The 23,873-nt window shown below is 72.1% G+C and carries 20 protein-coding genes; 13 read left to right on the forward strand and 7 right to left on the reverse strand.

All coding sequences use genetic code 11. The features are described 5' to 3' along the window. Nucleotides 1-43: 43 nt before the first annotated feature. From AB0877_RS10400 to AB0877_RS10415, 4 genes are all read right to left on the reverse strand, one after another. Nucleotides 44-1,108 (reverse strand): NADH:flavin oxidoreductase/NADH oxidase, encoded by a 1,065-nt coding sequence (locus tag AB0877_RS10400; protein ID WP_366608291.1) that lies wholly within the window; start codon nucleotides 1,106-1,108, stop codon nucleotides 44-46. A 76-nt stretch (nucleotides 1,109-1,184) separates the two neighbouring features. Continuing rightward, nucleotides 1,185-2,477 carry a dicarboxylate/amino acid:cation symporter gene (locus AB0877_RS10405; protein ID WP_366608426.1) on the reverse strand — a complete coding sequence of 431 codons (1,293 nt, stop codon included), beginning with the start codon at nucleotides 2,475-2,477 and terminating at the stop codon, nucleotides 1,185-1,187. Nucleotides 2,478-2,646: 169 nt separating this feature from the next. Then, nucleotides 2,647-3,330 carry a DUF998 domain-containing protein gene (locus AB0877_RS10410; protein ID WP_366608292.1) on the reverse strand — a complete coding sequence of 228 codons (684 nt, stop codon included), beginning with the start codon at nucleotides 3,328-3,330 and terminating at the stop codon, nucleotides 2,647-2,649. Next, complete coding sequence (locus AB0877_RS10415; RefSeq protein WP_366608293.1) at nucleotides 3,323-4,288, reverse strand: glutathione S-transferase C-terminal domain-containing protein; 966 nt, start codon at nucleotides 4,286-4,288, stop codon at nucleotides 3,323-3,325. The genes AB0877_RS10410 and AB0877_RS10415 overlap by 8 nt, the downstream gene beginning before the upstream one ends. Nucleotides 4,289-4,394: 106 nt before the next feature. Here AB0877_RS10415 and pcaF point away from each other — a divergent pair, with 106 nt between their 5' ends. The 11 genes from pcaF (at nucleotide 4,395) to AB0877_RS10470 (ending at nucleotide 20,536) form a co-directional block, all read left to right on the forward strand. Continuing rightward, on the forward strand, nucleotides 4,395-5,600 hold the full coding sequence (gene pcaF / locus AB0877_RS10420) for a 3-oxoadipyl-CoA thiolase (protein WP_366608294.1): 1,206 nt from the start codon (nucleotides 4,395-4,397) through the stop codon (nucleotides 5,598-5,600). Between the two features lie 110 nt (nucleotides 5,601-5,710). After that, nucleotides 5,711-6,523: an SAM-dependent methyltransferase gene (locus tag AB0877_RS10425; RefSeq protein ID WP_366608295.1), complete on the forward strand. Its 813-nt coding sequence runs from the start codon at nucleotides 5,711-5,713 to the stop codon at nucleotides 6,521-6,523. A gap of 4 nt (nucleotides 6,524-6,527) precedes the next feature. Then, complete coding sequence (locus AB0877_RS10430; protein ID WP_366608296.1) at nucleotides 6,528-8,771, forward strand: EAL domain-containing protein; 2,244 nt, start codon at nucleotides 6,528-6,530, stop codon at nucleotides 8,769-8,771. 242 nt (nucleotides 8,772-9,013) lie between these two features. After that, nucleotides 9,014-9,514, forward strand: a complete 501-nt coding sequence (locus AB0877_RS10435; protein WP_366608297.1) for a DUF456 domain-containing protein — start codon at nucleotides 9,014-9,016, stop codon at nucleotides 9,512-9,514. A 516-nt stretch (nucleotides 9,515-10,030) separates the two neighbouring features. Further along, nucleotides 10,031-11,617, forward strand: coding sequence for an amino acid permease (locus AB0877_RS10440; RefSeq protein WP_366608298.1), 1,587 nt, complete (start codon nucleotides 10,031-10,033; stop codon nucleotides 11,615-11,617). 115 nt (nucleotides 11,618-11,732) lie between these two features. Beyond that, nucleotides 11,733-13,097, forward strand: coding sequence for a glutamine synthetase family protein (locus AB0877_RS10445; RefSeq protein WP_366608299.1), 1,365 nt, complete (start codon nucleotides 11,733-11,735; stop codon nucleotides 13,095-13,097). A gap of 120 nt (nucleotides 13,098-13,217) precedes the next feature. Continuing rightward, nucleotides 13,218-14,573, forward strand: coding sequence for an aldehyde dehydrogenase family protein (locus tag AB0877_RS10450; protein ID WP_366608300.1), 1,356 nt, complete (start codon nucleotides 13,218-13,220; stop codon nucleotides 14,571-14,573). Nucleotides 14,574-14,578: 5 nt separating this feature from the next. Then, nucleotides 14,579-15,346, forward strand: coding sequence for a 3-oxoacyl-ACP reductase (locus AB0877_RS10455; protein ID WP_366608301.1), 768 nt, complete (start codon nucleotides 14,579-14,581; stop codon nucleotides 15,344-15,346). Nucleotides 15,347-15,399: 53 nt separating this feature from the next. Next, nucleotides 15,400-16,083 (forward strand): gamma-glutamyl-gamma-aminobutyrate hydrolase family protein, encoded by a 684-nt coding sequence (locus AB0877_RS10460; protein WP_366608427.1) that lies wholly within the window; start codon nucleotides 15,400-15,402, stop codon nucleotides 16,081-16,083. 47 nt (nucleotides 16,084-16,130) lie between these two features. Beyond that, nucleotides 16,131-16,682: a pyridoxamine 5'-phosphate oxidase family protein gene (locus AB0877_RS10465; RefSeq protein ID WP_366608302.1), complete on the forward strand. Its 552-nt coding sequence runs from the start codon at nucleotides 16,131-16,133 to the stop codon at nucleotides 16,680-16,682. A 194-nt stretch (nucleotides 16,683-16,876) separates the two neighbouring features. Further along, complete coding sequence (locus tag AB0877_RS10470; RefSeq protein WP_366608303.1) at nucleotides 16,877-20,536, forward strand: SpoIIE family protein phosphatase; 3,660 nt, start codon at nucleotides 16,877-16,879, stop codon at nucleotides 20,534-20,536. Nucleotides 20,537-20,562: 26 nt separating this feature from the next. On the opposite strand, the gene AB0877_RS10475 is transcribed toward AB0877_RS10470, so the two are convergent. Continuing rightward, complete coding sequence (locus AB0877_RS10475) at nucleotides 20,563-20,880, reverse strand: STAS domain-containing protein (protein WP_366608304.1); 318 nt, start codon at nucleotides 20,878-20,880, stop codon at nucleotides 20,563-20,565. A 95-nt stretch (nucleotides 20,881-20,975) separates the two neighbouring features. On the opposite strand from AB0877_RS10475, the gene map reads away from it, so the two are divergent. Together map and AB0877_RS10485 are read left to right on the forward strand one after the other, a co-directional pair. Next, nucleotides 20,976-21,833 carry a type I methionyl aminopeptidase gene (map, locus tag AB0877_RS10480; protein WP_366608305.1) on the forward strand — a complete coding sequence of 286 codons (858 nt, stop codon included), beginning with the start codon at nucleotides 20,976-20,978 and terminating at the stop codon, nucleotides 21,831-21,833. Beyond that, entirely contained in the window at nucleotides 21,830-22,543 is a 714-nt protein-coding gene (locus AB0877_RS10485) for a VIT1/CCC1 transporter family protein (RefSeq protein WP_366608306.1), read from the forward strand. Before map ends, AB0877_RS10485 begins: the two co-directional genes overlap by 4 nt. 6 nt (nucleotides 22,544-22,549) lie before the next feature. Here AB0877_RS10485 and AB0877_RS10490 read toward each other — a convergent pair whose 3' ends face one another. Continuing rightward, nucleotides 22,550-23,278, reverse strand: a complete 729-nt coding sequence (locus AB0877_RS10490; protein WP_366608307.1) for a nucleotidyltransferase domain-containing protein — start codon at nucleotides 23,276-23,278, stop codon at nucleotides 22,550-22,552. Between the two features lie 92 nt (nucleotides 23,279-23,370). After that, nucleotides 23,371-23,871 carry a nitroreductase/quinone reductase family protein gene (locus AB0877_RS10495; protein ID WP_366608308.1) on the reverse strand — a complete coding sequence of 167 codons (501 nt, stop codon included), beginning with the start codon at nucleotides 23,869-23,871 and terminating at the stop codon, nucleotides 23,371-23,373. Between the last annotated feature and the right edge of the window lie 2 nt (nucleotides 23,872-23,873).

The following is a 23,873-nucleotide window of genomic DNA, read 5'->3' on the forward strand; positions in this document are numbered from 1 at the left end:
CCGACGGGCGGCTGCTCGGTGAGCAGCCGCCCGACCGGAACGATCAGGCGCGGGCGTACTGGGCGGGTCCGGAGTACGCGACGCCGAGCTTCGCGGCGGCCCGGCGCGGCCAGTACGGGTCGCGCAGCAACTCCCGACCCAGCAGCACCAGGTCGGCCTCGCCGCTGGCGACGATCTGCTCGGCGTGCTCGGGTTCCACGATCAGGCCCACCGCGCCGGTCGGCACGCCGGCCTCGCGACGGATCTGGGCGGCCAGCGGCACCTGGTAACCCGGGCCGAGCGGGATGCGCTGCTCCGTGCTCACCCCGCCGGAGGACGCGTCGACCAGGTCGACGCCGACGCCGGCCAGCTCACCGGCGAGCACCACGCTGTCCTCGATCGTCCAGCCGCCCTCGACCCAGTCGGTGGCGGAGATCCGGGTCAGCACCGGCACGTCCTCGCCGACCGCGGCGCGCACCGCGCGGGCCACCTCCAGGGTGAGTCGCATCCGGGCCGCGCGGTCGCCGCCGTACGCGTCGGTGCGGCGGTTGGTCAGCGGCGAGAGGAACTCGTTCAGCAGGTAGCCGTGGGCGGCGTGGATCTCCACGGCGGCGAAGCCGGCGTCCAGGGCGCGTACGGCTCCGGCCGCGAACGCGTCGACCACACCCGCGATGCCGGCCTCGTCGAGGCTGGTCGGCGTCCGGTAGTCGGCGGTGAACGGCTCCGAGCCGGGGGCGACGGGCGTCCAGCCGCCCTCGGAGTCCGGCACGCCACCGCGCTCGGGCGCCCAGGGCCGGTAGGTGGAGGCCTTGAAGCCGGCGTGCGCGAGCTGGACGGCCGGCACCGCGCCGTGGGCGGCGACGAACGCGGTCACCGGTCGCCAGGCGTCGACGTGCGCGTCGGACCAGAGGCCGGTGTCCTGGGGGCTGATCCGACCCTCGGGGAGTACGGCGGTCGCCTCGGTCATGACCAGGCCGGCCCCGCCGACCGCGCGGCTGCCGAGGTGGATCAGGTGCCAGTCGGTGGGCAGGCCGTCGGGGCCCGCGGAGTACTGGCACATCGGTGCCATGGCGATCCGGTTGGGCAGGGTGACCCCGCGCAGGGCCAGGGGGGTGAACAGGGAGCTCATGGGGGACATCCTCTCGAAACGGCGACGGCGGCGGGCCCCCGGGGAGGGAGGTCCGCCGCCGTACCGGTTGATCTGATCAGGCAGGAACAGGGGTCAGGTCGGGCCGGGTTTCCGCTACCGGCTCCGGCTCGGTCAGGTCGCGTCGGCCGGCGGACTCGTACGCGGCGCGGTCCAGGGTGCCCTCGCGGGCGGCGACCACTGTCGGCACCAGCGCCTGCCCCGCGACGTTGGTGGCGGTGCGGATCATGTCCAGGATCGGGTCGATGGCCAGCAGCAGACCGGCGCCGGCCAGCGGCAGGCCCAGCGTGCTGAGGGTCAGGGTGAGCATCACGATCGCGCCGGTCAGGCCGGCGGTGGCCGCCGAGCCGACCACCGAGACGAAGGCGATCAGCAGGTAGTCGCCGATGCCGAGCTGCACGCCGAACACCTGCGCCACGAAGATCGCGGCGAGGGCCGGGTAGATGGCGGCGCAACCGTCCATCTTCGTGGTCGCGCCGAAGGGCACCGCGAACGAGGCGTACTCGCGGGGGACGCCGAGGCGCTCGACGGAGCGCTGGGTCACCGGCATGGTGCCGACCGACGAGCGGGACACGAAGGCCAGCTCGATCGCCGGCCAGGCGCCGGCGAAGAAGCGCAGCGGGTTGAGGCGACCGGCGAGGATCAGCACCAGCGGGTACACCACGAACAGCACGATGGCGCAGCCGACGTAGACGGCCGTGGTGAACTTCGCGAGCGGGGCCAGCAGGTCCCAGCCGTACGAGGCGACGGCGTTGCCGATCAGACCGAGGGTGCCGATCGGGGCGAGTCGGATGACCCACCAGAGCGCCTTCTGGACGATCTCCAGCAGGGAGCGGTTCAGCGCCACGAACGGTTCGGCGGCCTCGCCGACCAGCAGCGCCGCGGCACCGATGACGACGGCGAGGAAGACGATCTGGAGGACGTTGCCCTCGACGAACGCGCCGACCGGGTTGGTGGGCACGATGCCGGTGAGGAAGTCGGTCCACGAGCCGGTGTTCTTCGGCGCGGCCGCGCCACCCAGGTCGAGGGTCACGCCCCGGCCCGGGTTGGTGAGCAGGCCGAGGCCGATGCCGATGCTCACCGCGATCAGCGCGGTGATGCCGAACCACATGAGGGTCTTGAGGGCGAGCCGGGCGGCGTTGGCGACGCCGCGCAGGCTGACCACGCTGACCACGATGGCGGTGAAGACCAGCGGCGGCACGGCCAGCTTGAGCAGTTGGACGAAGAGGCTGCCGACGGTGTGCAGGGTGCTGGTCAGCCAGCTCAGGTCGTTGGTGCGGGCCAGGAAGCCCAGCGCGACACCGAGCACGAGGCCGAGCAGGATCTGTGCGGCGAAGGGAATTTTGCGCAGGCTGAAGGGCATGAGGAGGAATCCAATTGTCCGGTCCGATCGGGGCGTGGCGTAGAAACGCGGCTAGCCCGGACAGATGCCACTGGCCTGCAGTCGGAGATCGACATACAGGCGGACAGTGAGGCCCCAGACATTGGTCATCGCTGGCCGACGATACGCCGATTTCCGCTCATCGGAAGGACCGGACGGCGTGAGGCTCCTTACAGAGGGCCAGCGCGGTGGCGGTGCCCAGGCCCCACAGCACCGCCAGGGCGAGGATCAGCCGTTCCAGCACCCCCACCACCGGGCCTCGACCGATCACGAGCATCGCCAGCCCCACCGTGGCGCAGAGCGGCAGGGCCAGCACGGCGGCGACGCCGGCCAGCCGACGCACCGTCCGGCCGGCCGGCACGGAGACGGCCAGCGCGATCATGGCGAAGACCACCGCGGCGGTCGCCGCGATGCTCGCGCCGCCGTGCACCAGGTCCGCCGTCGTCGCGCGCTCGAACGGGGGCAACGGGCAGCCGCCGGAACAGGTCACCGCCCCCGACACGGCGGTGAACACGGCCCCGGTGGCGAGCAGCGCCGGGGCCGCCGCCCACACCCCGGGAGGCAGCGCCGCGCCGATCAGCAGCAACGCGCCGGCAAGGGCCAGAATCCCGATCCGGTACGTCGCGGCGTGGGCGCTGCCGGCGATGCCCGCCTCGCTGACGTACCCGGTGAGCCCTGGACCGGGACCGGCGACCACGGCGAGCGTCACCGCCACCGCGCCGGCCAGGGTGCAGCCGGCCGCCGCGGACCCGGCCACCCGACGGGCGACGTCGCCGCGGGCGCTCGGAACGGTCGGGGCGGTCGGCCGACCCGGCTCAGCCACGCCCGTGCGGCATGCTCCAGCCGGACTCGTCCGGCCCGAGTGGCACGATGCCGCTGGGATTGATCTCCCGATGGGTGCCGTAGTAGTGGCGCTTGATGTGGTCGAAGTCCACCGTCTCGCCGAAACCCGGCGTCTGGAACAGGTCCCGGGCGTACGCCCAGAGCACCGGCATCTCGGTCAGCTTGTCGCGGTTGCACGTGAAGTGCCCGTGGTACGCGACGTCGAAGCGCACCAGCGTGGTGAACAGCCGCACGTCCGCCTCGGTGATCGCGTCGCCCATCAGGTACCGCTGGCCGGCCAGCCGCTCGGAGAGCGCGTCCAGCCGGGCGAAGAGCGCCCGGAACGCCTCGTCGTACGCCTGCTGGGAGGTGGCGAACCCGCAGCGGTAGACCCCGTTGTTCACGTCGGTGTGGATCTCGGCCATCAGCGCGTCCATCCGGGGGCGCAGCTCGACCGGGTAGAGATCCGGGGCGTCAGGCGCGTGCAGCGGCCGCCACTCGGTGGAGAAGTCGAGGGTGAGCTGCGGGTAGTCGTTGGTGACCACCCGGCCGGTCAGGGTGTCGACGAGCGCCGGCACCGTCACCCGGCCGGTGTAGTCCGGGTCGGTGGCCAGGTACGCCTCGGAGAGGAAGCTCACGCCGAGCACCGGGTCGAAGCCGTCCGGGTCGAGGGCGAACGCCCAACCCCGCTCGTCCCGGATCGGGTCGACGGTGCCCAGCGAGATCGCGTCGTCCAGCCCGAGCAGGCCACGCACGATCCTCGCCCGGTGCGCCCACGGGCAGGCCCGGCACCAGATCAGCCGGTAACGGCCGGCCTCCAACGGCCAGCGGTCCTGCTCGTCCGGGCCGCCGCCGGGTGGTGAGGTGGAGTCGGCGGTGACCCGACCGGTGAACCGGTTCGGCTGGCGGACGAACGCGCCGCTGCCGCTGGTCTCTGCGCTGAACTGGGCCCGGGCCATGCCGTCAACCTATCCGCTGTCGGCGTGGATATCCTGGCGGCCGGCAGCCCTCGTGACCCGGTGGGCGTGCCCCACCCCCGCCGTCTGCACCCCCTAAGGACTCGCGATGACCGTGGCATACCTGGTGGCCGGTGTCCGCACCCCGATCGGCCGGTACGCGGGCGCGCTGGCCGGCGTCCGCCCCGACGACCTGGCCGCGCACGTGATCCGGGAACTGGTGGCCCGCCACCCGTCGGTGGACTGGGCGCGGGTCGACGACGTCGTGCTCGGCTGCGCCAACCAGGCCGGCGAGGACAACCGCAACGTGGCCCGGATGGCGGCGCTGCTGGCCGGCCTGCCCGAGGAGGTGCCGGGCAGCACCGTCAACCGGCTCTGCGGTTCCGGCCTGGACGCGCTCGCCACCGCGGCACGGTCCATCGTCGCCGGGGACGCGGAGCTGGTCATCGCGGGCGGGGTGGAGAGCATGAGCCGGGCGCCGTTCGTCATGCCGAAGGCGACGTCGGCGTACTCCCGCTCGGCCGAGGTGTACGACACCACCCTCGGCTGGCGGTTGGTGAACCCGTTGATGCGTGACGGGTGGGGGGTCGACTCGATGCCGGAGACGGCGGAGAACGTGGCCGCCGAGTACGGCGTCAGCCGGGCCGAGCAGGACGCCTTCGCGTACCGCTCGCAGCAGCGGGCGGCCAGGGCCCAGGCGGACGGCCGGTTCGCCGAGGAGATCGTGTCGGTGTCGGTGCCGGCCGGTCGTCGGGAGACCCGGCTGATCGAGGTCGACGAGCACCCCCGGGAGACCTCGCTGGACAAGCTGGCCACGCTGCCCACCCCGTTCCGCGACGGCGGCACGGTGACCGCCGGCAACTCCTCCGGCGTCAACGACGGCGCTGTCGCCCTGCTGGTGGCCAGCGAGGCGGCGGTCGCCCGGTACGGCCTGACCCCGCTGGCCCGCATCGTCGGCGCGGCGGCGGCCGGTGTGCCGCCCCGGATCATGGGAATCGGCCCGGTGCCGGCCACCCGCAAGCTGCTCGGACGCGTCGGCGTCGAGGTGAGCGCGGTGGACGTGGTGGAGTTGAACGAGGCGTTCGCCGCGCAGTCCGTGGCGGTGTTGCGTGAGCTGGGGTTGCCCGTGGACGCCGAGCACGTCAACCCGAACGGTGGCGCCATCGCGCTGGGGCACCCGCTCGGCGCCAGCGGCGCGCGGCTGGCGCTGACCGCCGCCCTGGAGCTGCGCCGTCGCGGCGGACGCCGGGCTCTGGCCACCATGTGCATCGGCGTTGGTCAAGGCATCTCGCTGTTGCTGGAGTCAGCCGCCTAGAGTGGTCCACACCACACGACCCGCGGGTCGACCGGTGCCCACGCGTGCCCGCTGCGCGCCCCGACGCCGGTGCCGTCCCGCGCCGCGGCGATGAACTGGGGAGCACGCTGATGCCGGACGGACTGCCGACCGAGATCGATCTGACCAGGCCGAGCGCGGCCCGGGTGTACGACTACTTTCTGGGTGGAGCGCACAACTTCGAGATCGACAGGCAGTTGGCGGAGCAGATCGCCAGCATGACCCCGAATCTCGCCGCCACCATGCGCTCCGGTCGGGAGTTCCTGCGCCGGGCCGTCCGGGTGCTGCTCGACGCCGGCATCGACCAGTTCCTCGACATCGGCTCCGGAATTCCCACCGTGGGCAACGTGCATGAGGTCGCGCAGGGGGTGAACCCCAAGGCCCGCGTGGTGTACGTCGACATCGACCCGGTGGCGGTCGCGCACAGCCGGGAGCTGCTGGCGGGCAACGAGCTGACCGGGGTCATCCACGCCGACCTGCGTGAGCCGGAGCGGATCCTCGCCGAGACCCGACAGCTCGGGCTGATCGACGTCAGTCGTCCGATGGGCATCCTGCTGGCCGGGGTGGTGCACTTCATCCCGGACGCCGACCGGCCCGAGGCGATCCTCGCCACCCTGCGGGCCGCGGCCGCGCCGGGCAGTTTCCTGGTCGTCTCCCACTCCACCTTCGAGGACCAGCCACAGGAGATGCTGGACGCCCAGCGCCTCTCCGCCCGCACCGCCACCGAGATCACCCTGCGCTCCCGTGCTCAGGTCACCGGCTTCTTCGGCGACTGGACCGTCCTGGAACCGGGCGTGGTGCACATGCCGCTCTGGCGCCCGGACTCACCGTCCGACGTGGACGAGCACCCGGAGCGGTTCGGCGCCTTCGGGGGCGTCGCCCGGTACGACCAGCCCGCCGGCTGATCTCGTGGCCGCCGTCCCGGACCCCGCCGGGGTCGATGCCGGCCAGGACCCCGCCGGGGTCGATGCCGGCCGGGATCCCGCCGGGGTCGATGCCGGCCGGGGCCCCGCCGGGGTCGATGCCGGCCGGGCGGACGCCCAGGGGTTCGCCGCCGACTGGGCCCGCGCGGTGCGTCGACTCGGTTTCGTGCCGCTCAGCGTGGCCGAGACCGAGCGACTGCTGCTGGCGCACACGATCCGGCTGGCCCATGCGGTGCGGTCGGAACCGTTCTCCGCCGAAGCGGCCGAGGAGGTCGGGCGGGCCCTGGTGGAGGCGCACCTCACCGAGCCGCAGGCCCTGGAGTGGACACTGCACGCGTTCGGCACGACCTTCGGGCGCCGGGTGCTGTGCGACGGTGACCGGCCGGTCGACCTCGCCGAGAGGATCGCGTCGGTGCAGGGCGGACTGGCCGCCGGGTTCGCCCGGGCGCTGCGCGACCGCACCTTCAGCCAGCAGGAGCAGATCGCCAGGTCGGCCTGGCAGGCGCGCGACGAGGTCGAGCAGGCGCTACGCGAGAGCGAGGCACGGTTCCGGGCGGTGTTCACCGGGGCCGCGATCGGGATCGGGATCGCCGGCGTGGACGGTCAGATCATCGACGTCAACCAGGCGTTCGCCGACATGCTCGGCTACTCGATCGAGGAATTGCGCGAGACCAACGTGACCGGGCTGGTCCACGCCGACGACGCGGCCGGGATGTGGGAGCTCTACCAGGAGATGATCGAGGGGAAGCACGACGCGGCCCGGGTGGAGAAGCGTTACTACCGCAAGGACGGCACGACGGTCTGGACGGATCTGGCCGTCTCTCTGATCCGACACGAGGGCCGGCCCCGATTCACCGTCGCGATGATCGAGGACATCACCGAGCGGTACGAACTCCAGCAACGGCTGCGCTTCCAGGCGCTGCACGACCCGCTGACCGGGCTGCCCAACCGGACGCTGTTCTTCGAGACGCTGGGACGGGTGCTCGACACCGCGGACGCCGGGCAGCGCGTCGGGGTGTGTTTCCTCGACCTGGACGGCTTCAAGGCGATCAACGACAGTCTCGGCCATGACCTCGGTGACCGACTGCTCGTGATGATCGGCCGCCGGTTGGCCGCGTGTATGGCCGACCACGGCCACCTGGTCGCCCGGATGGGGGGCGACGAGTTCGTGATCCTCGTGGACGGAGGCGACGACACCGACGACCCGGTCTCCGTGGCGGAGGCGGCGCTGGCGGCCGTCGCGGCCCCGGCCCACGTCGGTGAGCACCAGTTGGCCGTCTCGGCCAGTGTGGGCATCGTGCAGTGCCCGGCCTCGGAGACCAGCGCGTCCGAGCTGATGAAGGCCGCGGACACCACGCTCTACTGGGCCAAGGCGGCGGGCCGGGGCCGGTGGGCGGTCTACGACCCGGAGCGCGGCGCCCGGGACATTGCCCGTTCGGCGCTGGTCGCCGGGCTGCCCGCCGCGCTGGAGCGGGGCGAGTTCGTGCTGCACTACCAGCCGATCGTGTCGCTGCTGGAGGGCACCATGCTCGCGGTGGAGGCGCTGGTCCGTTGGGAGCATCCGGAGTTGGGCCTGATCGGCCCGGACCGGTTCATCGGCCTGGCCGAGGAGACCGGCCTGATCGTCCGGCTCGGCGAGTGGGTGCTGCGGCGCGCCTGCGAGGACGCCGAACGGTGGTGGCGGGAGTTCCCCGACGCCCGGCTGGTGGTCAGCGTCAACCTGGCGGCCCGGCAGGCCGACGAGCCGGCCATCGTGGACACTGTCGCCGACGCCCTGCAGACCAGCGGGCTGCCCGCGGAGCTGCTCCAACTGGAGTTGACCGAGAGCGCCGTGATGGGCAGCGCCGGTGAACCCCTGCGCAGCCTGCACCGGCTCGCCGCGCTCGGCGTCCGGCTGGCCGTGGACGACTTCGGCACCGGGTACTCCAACCTGGCGTACCTGCGCCGGTTGCCGATCCACTGCCTCAAGCTCGCCGGTCCGTTCGTGGAGGGCATCCGCGCGGACGGAACCGACGTGGCGGCCGACCACCGCGACGAACGGATCGTCGACGCGTTGGTCCGGTTGGCGCACGCGTTGGAGCTGTGGGTCACGGCCGAGGCGGTCGAGACCGGTGTGCAGGCGGAACGGCTGCGGGCGCTGCGCTGCGACACCGGGCAGGGCCGATTCTTCGGTGCGCCAGCCCCGGCCGACGCGATCACGGCCCGGCTGCGCGGCGGAGCGTCGGCGTGAGCGAGCGCAGCGGCAGGCTCAGCAGCGTGGCGCGAGGCGACGGCACGCGGCGGGGCGGGGTGCTGGTGTGAGCGAGCGAACCGGCAGGCTCAGCAGCGTGGTGCGAAGCGATGGCACGTGGCGGGGCGGGGTGCTGGCGTGAGCGAGCGAACCGGCAGGCTCAGCAGTGCCGCGCGAGGCGATGGCACGCGGCGCGGCGGGGGACCGTTCCGGTCCGGAGGGTGGCGACGGAGGATGGCGGCGTGGACCTGACGGACTCGCAGACGGCGGTGACGGTGGTGGCCGGGCTGGCCATCCTGGCCGGGTTGGCCGGCGTGGTGGTGCCGGGCCTGCCGGCGCTGCCGTTGTGCTGGGGTGGCGTGCTGCTCTGGGCGGTCTTCGGCGGCGCGGGCCTGGTCGGCTGGGCGGTGTTCGCCGCCGCCACGCTGGTCGCCGGGGGCGGCGCGGTGATCAAGTACGCGTGGCCGGGCCGGAACCTGAAGCGCACCGGGGTGCCGACGTCCACGCTGCTGGCCGGTGGGGTGCTCGGCATCATCGGGTTCTTCGTGGTGCCCGTCGTCGGCCTGGTGCTCGGCTTCGTCGCCGGGGTGTGGGCGGCCGAACGGCTCCGGCTGGGCAGTAATCAGCTCGCCTGGCCCTCCACCGTGCAGGCCCTGAAGGCCGCCGGCCTGTCGATGCTGGTGGAGTTCCTGGCCGGCCTCCTGGTCGCGGTCCTCTGGGTAGCCGGCCTCCTCCTAACCTGACCCACCCAACCCAACCCAGCCCCAGCCCAGCCCCGCGATCTTGCACTTTCTGCGCTGACATACGGCGCATATCGCTGTTATCAGCAACTGAAACTGCAAGATCGGCGCGGTAGAGGGGCGCGGCGCGCGTAGAGGGGCGTGGCGCGCGGTAGAGGGGCGTGGCGCGCGGTAGAGGGGCGTGGCGCGCGGTAGAGGGCGCGTGGCGCGCGGGGTGGGCGCGGGGAGGGGCGTGGGGTGCGGGGAGGGGGTGGGGCGCGGGGCACTTTTCGGGTACGGCGGAATGGCCGTACGTGAGAGAGAGGCGTGCCCCGCGCCACCGGGTCGGGCGGTCCGAGCGCCCGGGGTAGGCCCCTGTCGGGCCTGGTCACTGGTCCAGGATGCCGGCAGCGGTGGCTGGTCGACAACGCAATAAGCCCGACGTCGGTGAGATTCCCACCGACTACGTATTGACCGCCTTGATCGGCCGGGACGACACTTTGCCCACTCGCACGCGGAACCACCTCAGGGAGGTGTGCAGTGGCCACGACGCCCGTGCCGACCGCCGAGCAACCGATGGACGACGACGCCCGACGGCTCGCTGAACTCGGCTACAAACAGGAGTTGCGCCGAAAGTGGAGCGGCTTCTCCAACTTCGCCATCTCCTTCTCGATCATCTCGATCCTGGCCGGCTGTTTCACCACCTTCGGTCAGGCGTGGAACAACGGCGGGCCGGTCGCCATCTCCTGGGGCTGGCCGCTGATCTCCCTGTTCATCCTGATCATCGGCTTCTGCATGGCGGAGCTGGTGTCGGCGTACCCGACGGCGGGTGGGATCTACTGGTGGGCGGCCACCATGGGCCGCCCGGTGCACGGCTGGTTCACCGGCTGGCTGAACCTGATCGGCCTGGTGGCCGTCACCGCCTCGGTGGACTACGGCTGTGCGACGTTCCTCAACCTCACCCTGTCGGCGCTCTTCGACGGTTGGGCGGGGACGCTGCGGCAGGCGTTCGTCCTCTTCGTGATCATCCTGGTGCTGCACGGGCTGATCAACATCTTCGGGCACCGGATCATCGACGTCCTCCAGAACGTCTCGGTCTGGTGGCACGTGGCCGGCGCGGCCGTCGTGGTGGCCATCCTGGTCTTCGTGCCCGACAACCACCAGAGCTTCCAGTTCGTGTTCACCGAGCGGTTCAACAACTCCGGCTTCGGCGACGGGGACATCGGCGGGCTGACGTTCTGGTTCTACGTGCTGCCGCTGGGCTTCCTGCTGACCCAGTACACGATCACCGGCTTCGACGCCTGCGCGCACGTCTCCGAGGAGACCCGGGGCGCCTCTCAGGCCGCGGCCCGTGGGCTCTGGCAGTCGATCTTCTATTCGGCGGTCGGTGGCTGGATCCTGCTGCTGGCGTTCCTCTTCGCGGCCACCGACGTCGAGGCGGTCAACGCCGCGGGCGGCTTCTCCGGCGCCATCTTCGAGTCGGCGCTGACCCCGGTCTTCTTCAAGATCGTCATCATCATCTCGACCATCGGGCAGTTCTTCTGCGGCATGAGCTGCGTGACCTCGATGAGCCGGATGGCGTACGCGTTCAGCCGGGACCGTGCCGTACCCGGGTGGCGGCTGTGGTCGACCGTCGACCGCAACGGCACCCCGGTCAAGGCCATCGTCGGCGCCACCCTGGCCGGCCTGGTGCTGACCCTGCCGGCGCTCTACGAGAGCTCCGCCGGTATCCCGATCGCCTTCTACGCCGTCGTCTCGGTCGCGGTGCTCGGGCTCTACCTGTCGTTCCTCATCCCGATCGCGCTCCGCCTGCGGATGGGCGACCGGTTCGTTCCCGGGCCGTGGACGCTGGGCCGCAAGTACAAGCTGCTCGGCTGGATCGCGGTGATCGAGATCGCGATCATCGCCGTCTACTTCGTGCTGCCGATCGTGCCCGCAGGGGTGCCCGGCACCGACGGGTTCACCTGGTCGGCGGTGAACTACGCGCCGCTCGCCGTCGGCGGGGTGCTGCTAGTGGTCGCCGTCTGGTGGTACGCCTCGGCCCGCACGTGGTTCACCGGCCCGGTCCGTACCGTCGAGGAAACCGCGGGGGCGGCCCACCCGGCACCGACCGACGGCCCGGTCTGACCGGCGCCCGGCGGGACGGACGGTGCTGCCGTCCCGCCGGGTTTGCGGCCCTTGCCGCCGGGGGCATTGACGGTGATCCGGTTTGCCAGTAGACCTTGGTGATGGAGGCCCGCGAATGAGGAAAGCACCGCTCACGCTGGAACAACTGCGGGTCGCCGTCGCCGAGGGCGAGATCGACACCGTGGTGCTGGCCCTCGTCGACATGCAGGGCCGGTTGCAGGGCAAGCGGCTCCACGCGCCCTTCTTCCTCGACCAGGTGGTGGAGGGCGGCAGCGAGGGCTGCAACTACCTGCTGGCCGTGGACGTCGACATGAACACCGTCGACGGGTACGCGATGTCGAGCTGGGAACGCGGCTACGGCGACTTCGCGATGGTTCCGGACTTCGCCACGTTGCGCCGGGTGCCCTGGCAGCCCGGCTCCGCACTGGTGCTGGCCGACCTGACCTGGCTCGACGGCTCGGGTGACGTGGTCGCCTCGCCCCGGCAGATCCTGCGGCGGCAGTTGGACCGGCTGGCCGAGCACGGGTTGACCGCGTACGCCGGCACCGAGTTGGAGTTCGTGCTGTTCCGCGACTCGTACGAGGACGCCTGGCAGCGCGGCTACCGCGACCTCACCCCGGCCAACCAGTACAACGTCGACTACTCGCTGCTCGGCACCGCCCGGGTGGAGCCGCTGCTGCGCCGCATCCGGGTCGAGATGGCTGGCGCGGGGCTCACCCCGGAGAGCGCCAAGGGCGAGTGCAACCTCGGGCAACACGAGATCGCCTTCCGGTACGACGAGGCGGTGGCCTGCGCCGACCACCACGTCATCTACAAGAACGGCGCCAAGGAGATCGCCGCCCAGGAGGGGATGGCGATCACCTTCATGGCCAAGCCGAACGAGCGGGAGGGCAACTCCTGCCACATCCACTTCTCACTCCGGGATTCCTCCGGCTCGTCGGCGATGCTCGGCGACGGGCCGGCGCACCTGTCGCAGACCGGGCAGCGGGTGCTCGCCGGGCTGCTGGCCACCATGCGCGAGTTCAGCCTGCTCTTCGCCCCGAACATCAACTCGTACAAGCGGTACCAGCCGGGGTCGTTCGCCCCGACCGCGCTGCGCTGGGGTGTCGACAACCGCACCTGCGCGCTGCGGGTGGTCGGGCACGGGCAGGGCATGCGCGTGGAGAACCGGGTGCCCGGCGCCGACGTCAACCCGTACCTGGCGATCGCCGGGCTGGTCGCCGGGGCGCTGCACGGCATCGACGGGGAGTTGGAACTGGGCGCGGAGTGCACCGGCAACGCGTACGACGACCCGGAGGCCGAGCGCGTTCCCGGCACGTTGCGCGACGCTCTCGCCCTGTGGGAAGGCTCTGCGGTGGCCCGCGAGGCGTTCGGCGAGGAGGTGGTGGCCCACTACGCCAACCAGGCGCGGGTCGAGCTGGCCGCCTTCGACGCCGCGGTGACCGACTGGGAGCTCAAGCGTGGCTTCGAACGCCTGTAACCCCGCGCCGCACTCGCCCCACCTCCCGCGATCTTGCACTTTGTGTTGCAGTTTCATGGATTTTCGCGGCTTTTGTCGGTGCAGTAACTGCAAGATCGCGCAGGGGTAGGGGGTAGCGGCGTGACGATTTTGGTGGATCCGGCTTCCGGGGTGGGGTTTGGGGAGGTTGCGGCGGCCGCTGTGGAGGACGTCGACGCCGCCATCGCAACGGCGGCTGCCGCATTCACGACCTGGCGGCAGGTGGGGGCGGGGGACCGGGCGCGGTTGCTGCGGCGGTTCGCCGCCGTGGTCGACGCGCACCTGGACGAGTTGGCCCTGCTGGAGGTGCGCAACTCCGGGCACACCGTCGGCAACGCCCGGTGGGAGGCGGGCAACGTCCGCGACGTCCTGGACTACTACGCCGGCGCGCCCGAGCGGTTGAGCGGGCGGCAGATCCCGGTGCCCGGCGGGTTGGACGTCACCTTCCACGAGCCACTCGGTGTGGTCGGCGTGATCGTGCCCTGGAACTTCCCGATGCCGATCGCCGCCTGGGGGTTCGCCCCGGCGCTCGCCGCCGGCAACACAGTGGTGCTCAAGCCCGCCGAGTTGACCCCGCTCACCGCGCTGCGCCTGGCCGAGCTGGCCCGCGAGGCCGGCCTGCCCGACGGCGTCTTCACCGTCATCCCGGGCGAGGGCTCGGTGGTGGGGGAGCGGTTCGTCACCCACCCGGCAGTCCGCAAGATCTGTTTCACCGGCTCCACCGAGGTCGGCACCCGGATCATGGCCGGCTGTGCCGCCCAGGTGAAGCGACTCACCCTGGAGCTGGGCGGCAAGAGCGCGAACATCGTGTTCGCCGACGCCGACCTGGAGCGCGCCGCCGCGACCGCGCCGGGCGCGGTCTTCGACAACGCTGGCCAGGACTGCTGCGCACGGTCGCGGATCCTGGTCCAGCGTTCGGTGTACGACAGGTTCCTGGAACTGCTCGAACCGGCGGTACGCGCGGTGCGCGTCGAGGATCCGTCCCGCGACACCGCCGAGATGGGCCCGCTGATCTCCGCCGCCCAACGCGACCGGGTCGCCGGCTACCTCGACGGGGCGGAGGTCGCCTTCACGGGCTCCTGCCCGGACGGCCCCGGGTTCTGGCACGCGCCCACCGTGCTGCTGGCCGACTCGCCGGCCGACCGGCACTGGCGGGAGGAGATCTTCGGCCCGGTGGTCTCGGTGCTGCCGTTCGACGACGAGGCGGACGCGATCCGGCTCGCCAACGACACCGAGTACGGGCTCTCCGGCTCGGTCTGGACCCGGGACGTGGGTCGGGCGCTGCGCCTGGCCCGCGCCGTCGACGCGGGCAACCTCAGCGTCAACTCGCACTCCTCGGTGCGCTACTGGACCCCGTTCGGCGGGATGAAGCGCTCCGGGCTCGGCCGCGAGCTGGGCCCGGACGCGCTGCACTCCTTCACGGACGTCAAGAACGTGTTCATCGCGACGGAGGAGTGACGCCAGTGCAGGGTCGGTTGCAGGACCGGGTGGCCGTGGTCACCGGAGCGGGCAGCGGCATCGGGTTGGCCACCGTGCGGCGGTTCGCCGCCGAGGGGGCCCGGGTGGTCTGCGTGGACATCGACGTGGCCGCCGGTACGAAGGCCGCCGAGGAGTGCGGCGGCGAGTTCGTGGCCACCGACGTGGCCGACGAGGCGGCGGTGCGCGACCTGTTCGACGGGGTGGCCGGCCGGCACGGCCGGGTGGACATCGCGTTCAACAACGCCGGCATCTCGCCGCCCGACGACGACTCCATCCTGGAGACCGGCCTGGACGCGTGGGAGCGGGTGCTGCGGATCAACACCACGAGCGTCTACCTGTGCTGCAAGTACGCCATTCCACACATGCGTCGGCAGGGCAAGGGCTCGATCATCAACACGGCCTCGTTCGTGGCGTTGATGGGTGCGGCCACGTCGCAGATCGCGTACACCGCCAGCAAGGGCGGGGTGCTGGCGATGACCCGGGAGTTGGGTGTGCAGTTCGCCCGTGAGGGCATCCGGGTCAACGCCCTCTGTCCCGGCCCGGTGGCCACCCCGTTGCTGCTGGAACTCTTCGCCGCCGATCCGGAGCGGGCGGCCCGCCGGCTGGTGCACGTGCCGATGGGACGCTTCGGGCAACCGGAGGAGATCGCCGCCGCGGTGGCGTTCCTGGCCAGCGACGACGCCTCGTTCATGACCGCCGCGCAGTTCGTGGTCGACGGCGGCATCACGGGCGCCTACGTCACGCCGCTGTGAGCGCGGGGAGCGGACCGGGTTCGCCAGCACCGCGGTCGCCAGCCCGACGCCCGCTGATCGGGGTCAGCGCGTACGTCGAACCCGCCGACTGGGCCGCCTGGCGGAGTGTGCGGGCGGTGCTGGTGCCGGAGGCGTACACGCGGGCGGTGGCGGCCGCAGGTGGCCGGGCGGTGGTGCTGCCACCGGACGACGTGGACGCCGACGTGGTGGCTGTCCTCGACGGGTTGCTGTTGGCCGGTGGCGCGGACGTCGGCCCGGGGCGGTACGGCCAGCCGCCCGACCCCCGTACCGAGGACCGGCCGGACCGCGACGCCGGCGAGTTGACACTGTTGGCTGCCGCGCTCGCCGCCGAGGTGCCGGTGCTGGGCGTGTGTCGGGGGATGCAGTTGCTGGCGGTCGCGTACGGCGGCACCCTGCACCAGCACCTGCCCGACGTGGTGGGTCACGAGGCGCACCGCCCGGCGCCCGGGGTGTACGGCGCGCACGCGGTGCGGTTCGCGCCGGGGAGCCTGGCCGCGTCGGTGCTGACCGGGATCGACCAGGTCAACTCGTACCACCACCAGGCGGTAGCCGATCCGGGCCGGCTCACGGTGACCGGTTGGGCGGCGGACGGCGTGGTCGAGGCGGTGGAGGACCCGGCCCTGCCGTTCGTGCTCGGGGTGCAGTGGCATCCGGAGAACGAGTCGGATCCCGCTCCGATCACGGCGTTGGTGCGGGCCGCTGGCCGGCGGGTGTGACGGGGATCGCCCCCGCCCGTCCATCGCGCCGGTGGGAGGATCGACGCATGGGCAAGGTCTATCCGGAGATCGACTCTCGACTGCGTGACTTCATCGTGGCCCAACCGCTGTTCTTCGTGGCGACCGCCCCGTCCGGGGTCGACGGGCACGTCAACGTCTCACCGAAGGGCATGCGGGGCACGTTCGTGATCCTCGGCCCGCACCGGGTGGCCTACCTCGACTATCACGGCAGTGGGGCGGAGACCATCGCCCACCTGCGGGACAACGGCCGGATCACGCTGATGTTCTGTGCCTTCGACGGCCCGCCGAAGATCGTCCGGTTGCACGGTCGGGGCAGCAGCGTCGCGGTCACCGACGATGCCTTCGCCGATCGGCTCGCCGAGTTTCCCGCACCGCCGGACGTGCACGCCGTCCGGGCGGTCATCAGCGTCGAGGTGGAGCGGGTCAGTGACTCCTGCGGATACGCGGTGCCGCTGATGGACTTCCGGGCCGAGCGCGATCTGTTACTCACCTCACACTCCCGCCGCAGCTCCGATGACCTGGTCGTCTACCGGGCCACCAAGAACGCGGCAAGCATCGACGGACTGCCGGTCTTCTGACTCGTCAGTGCGCTTCGGCCGCTGCGGTTCGACGCCGCCGACCACCCGCACTGTCCGGTGCCCGACGGCCCAGGTGTACGTAAGCAGCGTCCATCGCCCGTGATGCGTTACGTTGCTGGTCCGCTGGGGTACAAGTCGAGGCACAGCGGGTGAAGATCAACGGTCGAGGGGTACGGCCGGGGCGGGGAGGCTGCATGAGCTCGGCCCAGGGGGGCGCGGACATCGGGCATCCGGCCCTGTCCGGTCGCGAGACCCCGCCGATGCTGGCGGCCGCTTTCGCGGCCGGTGGCGAGATGGGCGAGCGGTTGGCCTCCGTCGACTGGTCCTCCGGCCCCCTCGGCGGGCCCGGTCAGTGGCCCCCGGCACTCTGCAACGCCGTCGGGATGATGCTCGCCTCCAGCGCGCCGATCGTCATGTTCTGGGGCGACGAGCAGTTGGCCTTCTACAACGACGCCTACCGGCCGACCATCGGCGACAAACACCCGGACGTGATCGGCCAACCGGCCCGCGCGAACTGGGCGGAGACCTGGGCGGTGCTCGGCCCCCTGCTCGACAACGTCCGGAGCACCGGCCGCTCCTACCGGGGCGAGGACCACCCTTTTCTGCTCAACCGGTACGGCTTCGTCGAGCAGACCTACTTCAACGTCTCGTACGACCCGATCCGCGGTGACGACGGCTCGGTCAGTGGCGTCTACTGCATCGTCAGCGAGACCACCGGGCGGGTGCTCGGCGAGCGTCGACTGCGCGCGCTGGCCGAACTGGGTGCCGAGTTGAGCGACATCGGCAACGCCACGGAGCTGGGCCGGACCGCCGCCGAGGTGCTCGGCCGGCACCGGGCCGACGTGCCGTTCGCCCTGGTCTACCTGGCCGACGGCAGCGACCAGCTCACCCTGGCCGGTTGCACCGGCACCACCCCGCCCGCCGCCGATGTCACAGCGCACCTGTCGGCCCGGCTCAGCGCCGATGACGCGCCCGCCACCATCGAGGTGGCCGCTCTGCTCGACGAACTGCCGGTCGACGCCGCGGACCAGGCCCTCGTGCTGCCGCTCACGGCGACCAACCAGACGGTCGGCGCGCTGGTCGTCGGCGTGGCCCGCCAGCTGCCGCTCGGCGACGACTACCGCGACTTCCTCGACCTGGTCGCCGCCCAGATCTCCCGGGCGGTCGGCACCCAGCGGGCGTACCAGCAGGAGCGGGCCCGCGCCGCCGAGCTGGCGGCGCTGGACCGGGCCAAGACCAACTTCTTCGCCAACGTCAGCCACGAGTTCCGCACCCCACTGACCCTGGTGCTCGGCCCGCTGGAGGACATGCTGGCCGACCCGGCGCTGCCCCCCACCGACACCGACCGGCTCACCATGATGCACCGCAACGCGCTGCGCCTGCTCAAGCTGGTCAACACCGTGCTGGACTTCTCCCGGCTGGAGTCCGGTCGGCTGGCCGCCCGCTTCCAGCCCACCGACCTCGCCGACTACACCGCCCGGCTGGCCAGCACCTTCCGCTCGGCCACCGAACGGGCCGGGTTGCGACTGGTGGTTGACTGCCCGCCGCTGCCGATGCCGGTCCACGTCGACCGGGACATGTGGGAGAAGGTCGTTCTCAACCTGGTGTCGAACGCGGTCAAGTTCACCTTCGACGGCGAGATCCGGGTGCGGGTCCGGGCCGTGCAGGGCGCGGCCCGGCTGGACGTGACGGACACCGGCATCGGAATCGTGACGGACGAGCTGCCGCACGTCTTCGAACGGTTCCACCGGGTGCCCGGGGTGCGGGCACGCACCCACGAAGGCACCGGCATCGGCCTCGCGCTGGTCCGGGAACTGGTCGAGATGCACGGCGGCGAGGTCGGGTTGACGAGCCAGGTCGACGTGGGCAGCACCTTCACGGTGACCGTCCCGTTCGGCTCGGCGCACCTGCCGGCGGACCAGGTGGCGGCGTCCGACCCACTGCCGGTGGGTGAGCCCCAGCAGGCCCGGCTCTTCGTGGCGGAGACCGCGCTCTGGGCTGGCGTCGCGTCGGCACCGCAGCTCGACCCGCAGCCGTCGAAGGGCGTCTCGACCGGCCGGATCCTGGTCGTCGACGACAACGCCGACCTGCAGGAGCACGTCAGCCGGCTGCTCTCCCCGACCTGGGACGTGGTCACCGCGAACGACGGGCTGGAAGCCCTGCCGCTGGCCCGCGAGGGTGGGTTCGACCTGGTGCTCACCGACGTGATGATGCCCCGGCTGGACGGGTTCGGCCTGGTGAGCGCCCTGCGCGCGGACCCGCGTACCCGGCATGTGCCGATCGTGCTGCTCTCTGCCCGCGCCGGCTCCGCGGAGGAGGTCGCCGGTCTCGCCGTCGGCGCCGACGACTACCTCACCAAGCCGTTCTCCGCGCAGGAGCTGATCGCCCGGGTCCGGGCCAACGTCGAGCTGGGCCAGCTGCGCGGGCAGATCATCCGCCGGCTCCGCGCGCTGGCCGACGCGGCGGTGGCGGTGAACTCCGCCCGATCCACCGCCGACGTGCTCCAGGTTGCCGCCCGGCACGCGTTGAGCCTCGCCGAGGCGGCTCGGGTGGTCGTCGCCGCGGCCGAGGCGCGCTTCGAGGCGGACGGCGGCGGCACCACCGCCGCCGACCCGTCCTTCGTGGCCGAGCTGACCGGCACCGCCGGCCAGCAGCTCGGTGAGCTGCGGGTCTGGCGGGCCGCCGGCGACGAGGCGCAAGCTGACGACGCCGCGTTGACCGAGCTGGCCCGGCTCGTCGGGGTGCGACTGGAGAACGCCCAGCTCTACGAAGCCGAACACCGCATCGCCACCACCCTCCAGCACAGCCTGCTGCCCCGATCACTGCCCCAGCTACCCGGCGCGGTGATCGCCAGCCGTTACCTGCCCGGCAGCGCCGACGTCGAGGTCGGCGGCGACTGGTACGACGCGATCGCGCTCAACGGCGACGAACTGGTGCTGGTCATCGGCGACGTGGTCGGTAAGGGCGTCCGGGCCGCAGCGGCGATGGGGCAACTGCGCAACGCGCTGCGGGCGTACGTGCTGGAGGGCTTCGATCCGGGTGAGTCGTTGACCCGGCTCAACCGGCTGGTCGGCTCCACCGAGGCCCGCTCCTTCGCGACGGTGGTCTGCCTGCTGTTCAACCCCGGCACCGGGCGGCTGCGATACGCGAGCGCCGGTCACCCGTCCCCACTGTTGATCACCGGAGGCGACGTGGCGTTCCTGCACGACCGGGCGCTCGGCCCACCTGTCGGCGCGCTCCCCAACGCGACCTACGAGTCGGTGGAGGGCGAGTTGCCGGCCGGCGCTCGCCTGCTGCTCTACACCGACGGGCTGGTCGAGGACCGCCAGCTCGGCATCGACGCCGCACTGGCCCAGCTGCGCATCGACGCGGCCACGCCGAGCGAGCACGTGGTGGACCTGATCGACGCGGTGGTCGAGCGGGTCACCGGGCGGCCACGCCGCGACGACGTGGCGGTTCTCGCCCTGGAGGCGGCGGAGCTGAACCGCTTCGCGCTGCGGCTACCGGCGGACCCGACCCGGCTCAGCGTGCTCCGCAAGCGGCTGGAGGATTTCCTCGTCGCCCACTCCGTCGGCGAGACCGACAGGTTCGACCTGACCGTCGCCGTCTCCGAGGCCGCCGCCAACGCCATCGAGCACCCGGTCCACCCCGCCGAGGCCATGATCGGTGTGGAGGTGGCCATCGACGGTCGGACGGTGACGGCCACCGTGCGCGACAGCGGGCAGTGGCGGGAGTCGACCGGCTCCGGCTTCCGGGGCCGCGGCCTGGAGCTGATCAGAGCGCTGGGTGAGCTGTCGGTTCGGCGTACCGCCGAGGGCACCGAGGTGACGCTGCGCCGGCAGTTGCAGGACTGACCGCGCCCGCGGCGGCGGCCGGGTGCCTAGGCCGGGTCGAGCCAGCCCTGCTCGCCGAGGCCGGAGATCTCCAGCACCCGGCGCACCTGCCGGGACGGGCGGACGCTGAGCCTCCCCGGAAACTGCTGGGCCAGCCGGACCAGGGCGTGGATGGCGGCCGAGTCGAAAAAGGTGACGGCGCTCAGGTCGAGAGTGATCTTCCCGGCGGCGGGCTCGCGCAGCGCGGTCTGGAGCATCGTGTCCGCGGTCGCCATGTCGACCTCGCCGGCCACCACGACGTGGAGGTGGTCACCGTCGATCTCGGCGCTGGCGGAGAAGACGGGCGGTGCTCCCCCTTGATCCACGCTGACACCATGGCACAGCCACTCTGGCAGGGCAACAACCTCCACCGGGCAGCCGTGGCGCGGGTCACCAGCGGCCCCGGCGATAGGCTTGCGGCATGACCGTCCGTCCGCCGCTGACACCAGGCACGCTCTCCCCGATGCGACCGGTGCCGTCCCAGATCGCCCGACCGGAGTACGTGGGCAAGACGCGTCCGCGGGAGTGGCGTGGCTCGCACGTGCAGACGCCGGAGACCATCGAGAAGATGCGGATCGCCAGCCGGCTCGCCGCCCAGGCGACCCAGCTCGCCGGCGAGCACTGCAAACCCGGCGTGACCACCGACGAGATCGACAAGGTGGTGCACGAGTTCCTCTGCGATCACGGCGCGTACCCGTCGACCCTGGGCTACAAGGGCTTTCCGAAGTCCTGCTGCACCAGCCTCAACGAGGTCATCTGCCATGGCATCCCGGACACCACGGTCCTGCAGGACGGCGACATCATCAACGTCGACGTGACCGCGTACATCGGTGGGGTGCACGGTGACACCGACGCCACCTTCTGCGTCGGCGAGGTCAGCGAAGAGGCCCGGCTGCTGGTCGAGCGGACCCACGAGGCGATGATGCGCGGCATCCGCGCCGTCGCCCCGGGACGCCAGATCAACGTGGTAGGACGCGTGATCGAGTCGTACGCCAAGCGGTTCGGTTACGGCGTGGTGCGCGACTTCACCGGCCACGGCATCGGCGAGGCCTTCCACAGCGGCCTCTACGTGCCGCACTACGACAGCCCGCGCCCCACGGACATCATGGAGCCCGGCATGACGTTCACCATCGAGCCGATGATCACCCTCGGCACCTACCAGTACGACATGTGGGACGACGGGTGGACAGTGGTCACCAAGGACCGCAAGTGGACGGCGCAGTTCGAGCACACCATCGTGGTGACCGACGACGGCCACGAGATCCTGACCCTGCCGTGACGGACACTCCTGCGGCGCTGCGCGAGGCCCACCACGCCGACGTCTCCGGCGGCTGGCTGCGCCCGGCCGTGTTCGGCGCGATGGACGGCCTGGTCACCAACATCGCCCTGATCGCCGGCGTCGGCGGCGGGGGAGTGTCGCCGCGCAGCATCGTGCTCACCGGCACCGCCGGCCTCGTCGCCGGTGCGATCTCCATGGGCCTCGGCGAGTACACCAGCGTGCGCTCCGCCAACGAGCAGGTCGCCGCCGAGGTGGCCAAGGAACGACGGGAGCTGGAGCGGCACCCCGAGGCGGAGGCCCGGGAGCTGGCCGACGCGTGGGTGGCCCGGGGGCTGCCCCGGGACCTCGCCACCCAGGTCGCCGAGGCGGTGCGGCGCGACCCGGAGGAGGCGCTGCGGGTGCACGTCCGCGAGGAACTGGGTGTCGACCCCGACGACCAGCCGAGCCCGTGGGCCGCGGCGATCTCGTCGTTCCTGTTCTTCTCGATCGGCGCGCTGGTGCCGCTGCTGCCGTACCTGCTCGGCGCGACCGAACTGTGGTTGGCGCTCGCTGTCGGCGGCCTCGGGCTGTTCGCCGCCGGTGCCGTGGTGGCCCGCTTCACCCGCCGTCCCTGGTGGACCAGTGGGCTGCGCCAGCTGCTGCTGGGCGCCGCGGCGGCCGGCGCCACCTATCTGATCGGCTCGCTGATCGGCGTACCGGGCGGGTTGTGACGCGCCTCAGGTGCTGAGCAGCTCGTCGACGGTGCCGTCGACCGCCCGACCACGGGCGGCCAGCTCCTCGGCCTGCCGCGCCAGCACCACACCCACCTCGGTCATGTCCGCCCCGGCCAATCCGGTGCGCCGCACCGCGTCCCCCGGGTCCCGGAAGTACGTGCGACTCAGCAGACCGGTCACCGTGGCCGCCGCCAGCCGGGCCTCGGCGAGCATCAGCAGAGCCTGATCGGTCTCGTACCACTCGGCCAGCCGGGCCGCCCGGGAGTGTGCCGCGCTGCCCCTGTACCAGGCCTGGCGAGCCGCGGTGCTGAACTCCGCCGGCCGGGCCCGGGCCAGCCGACCGAGGTGCTCGTCGCGCAGCGTCCGCAACCAGCCCGTCGGATCGTGCAACGCCTGCGTGGTGACGTACCGGTCGGCGGTCAGTGGCCAGAGCGGTGAGAGCACCCGCGCCTGGGTCAGGTAGTCCTCGGCGGCGGCCACGGTCAGGTCGACGAGCACCCCGTCGACCCGCCGGGTCGCCGGTGACGGGCCGGTCCCGGGCCGATAGGTGACCACCAGCAACCCGGCCTCGCGGTCCCCGCCGCCGTCGTCGTCACCGTGCGCCAGAGGCCCGTGTACGGCGATCGCGAGCGTGTCGGCCGGGAACCGCCGCCGGATTGCCTCGGCGACCCGCTCCGCGACCGTCCACCGTCGATCGTCGAGGCCCCGGTCGACGCCGGCCCGCTCACTCACCGGACCGGCTCTGTTCGCGGCTGCGGGGCTCGCAACCCCGGCTCGCTCCTCACACTCACGGAACCACCTCGCCTCAACTACCGAGCGTCAGCCTAGTCAGCCGACGGCGGCGATTCGGACGCGCCGCGCCCGGTCGGGGCCAGCCGGAAGATGTGGATCTCCCGTCCACCGGCCCGCCGCACGTAGGTGTGGTATGCCGGCCACGCGCTGACGAGCAGCTGCCACAACCGCTCCCGTTCCGCGCCGGAGGCCCGCTGGGCCCGCACCGCGACCCGCCTGCCCTTCACGTCCACCTCGGCGGCCGGATCGGCCAACAGGTTCATCGCCCAGCCCGGGTGATGCGTCTGCCCCCAGTTGGAGCCGATCACCACGTACGCGTCGCCGTCGGGCACGTAGAGCAGCGGATTGCTGCGGGGCTTGCCGGAGCGGCGACCCGTCGTGGTGATCAGCAGGGAGGGGAGCAGGCCGAGCGCGACCACCCGACCCCGGGTGAGTCGACCAACCATCCGATCGGCCGGGACCAGCAGGCGCGCGGTGGCGCCGAACCAGCGATGATGACCGGCTCGACGGACGACATTCCTGAGTACTGACACGC

Origin of the sequence: Micromonospora sp. NPDC047644, assembly GCF_040704315.1 — a bacterium.
Taxonomy (GTDB): domain Bacteria; phylum Actinomycetota; class Actinomycetes; order Mycobacteriales; family Micromonosporaceae; genus Micromonospora.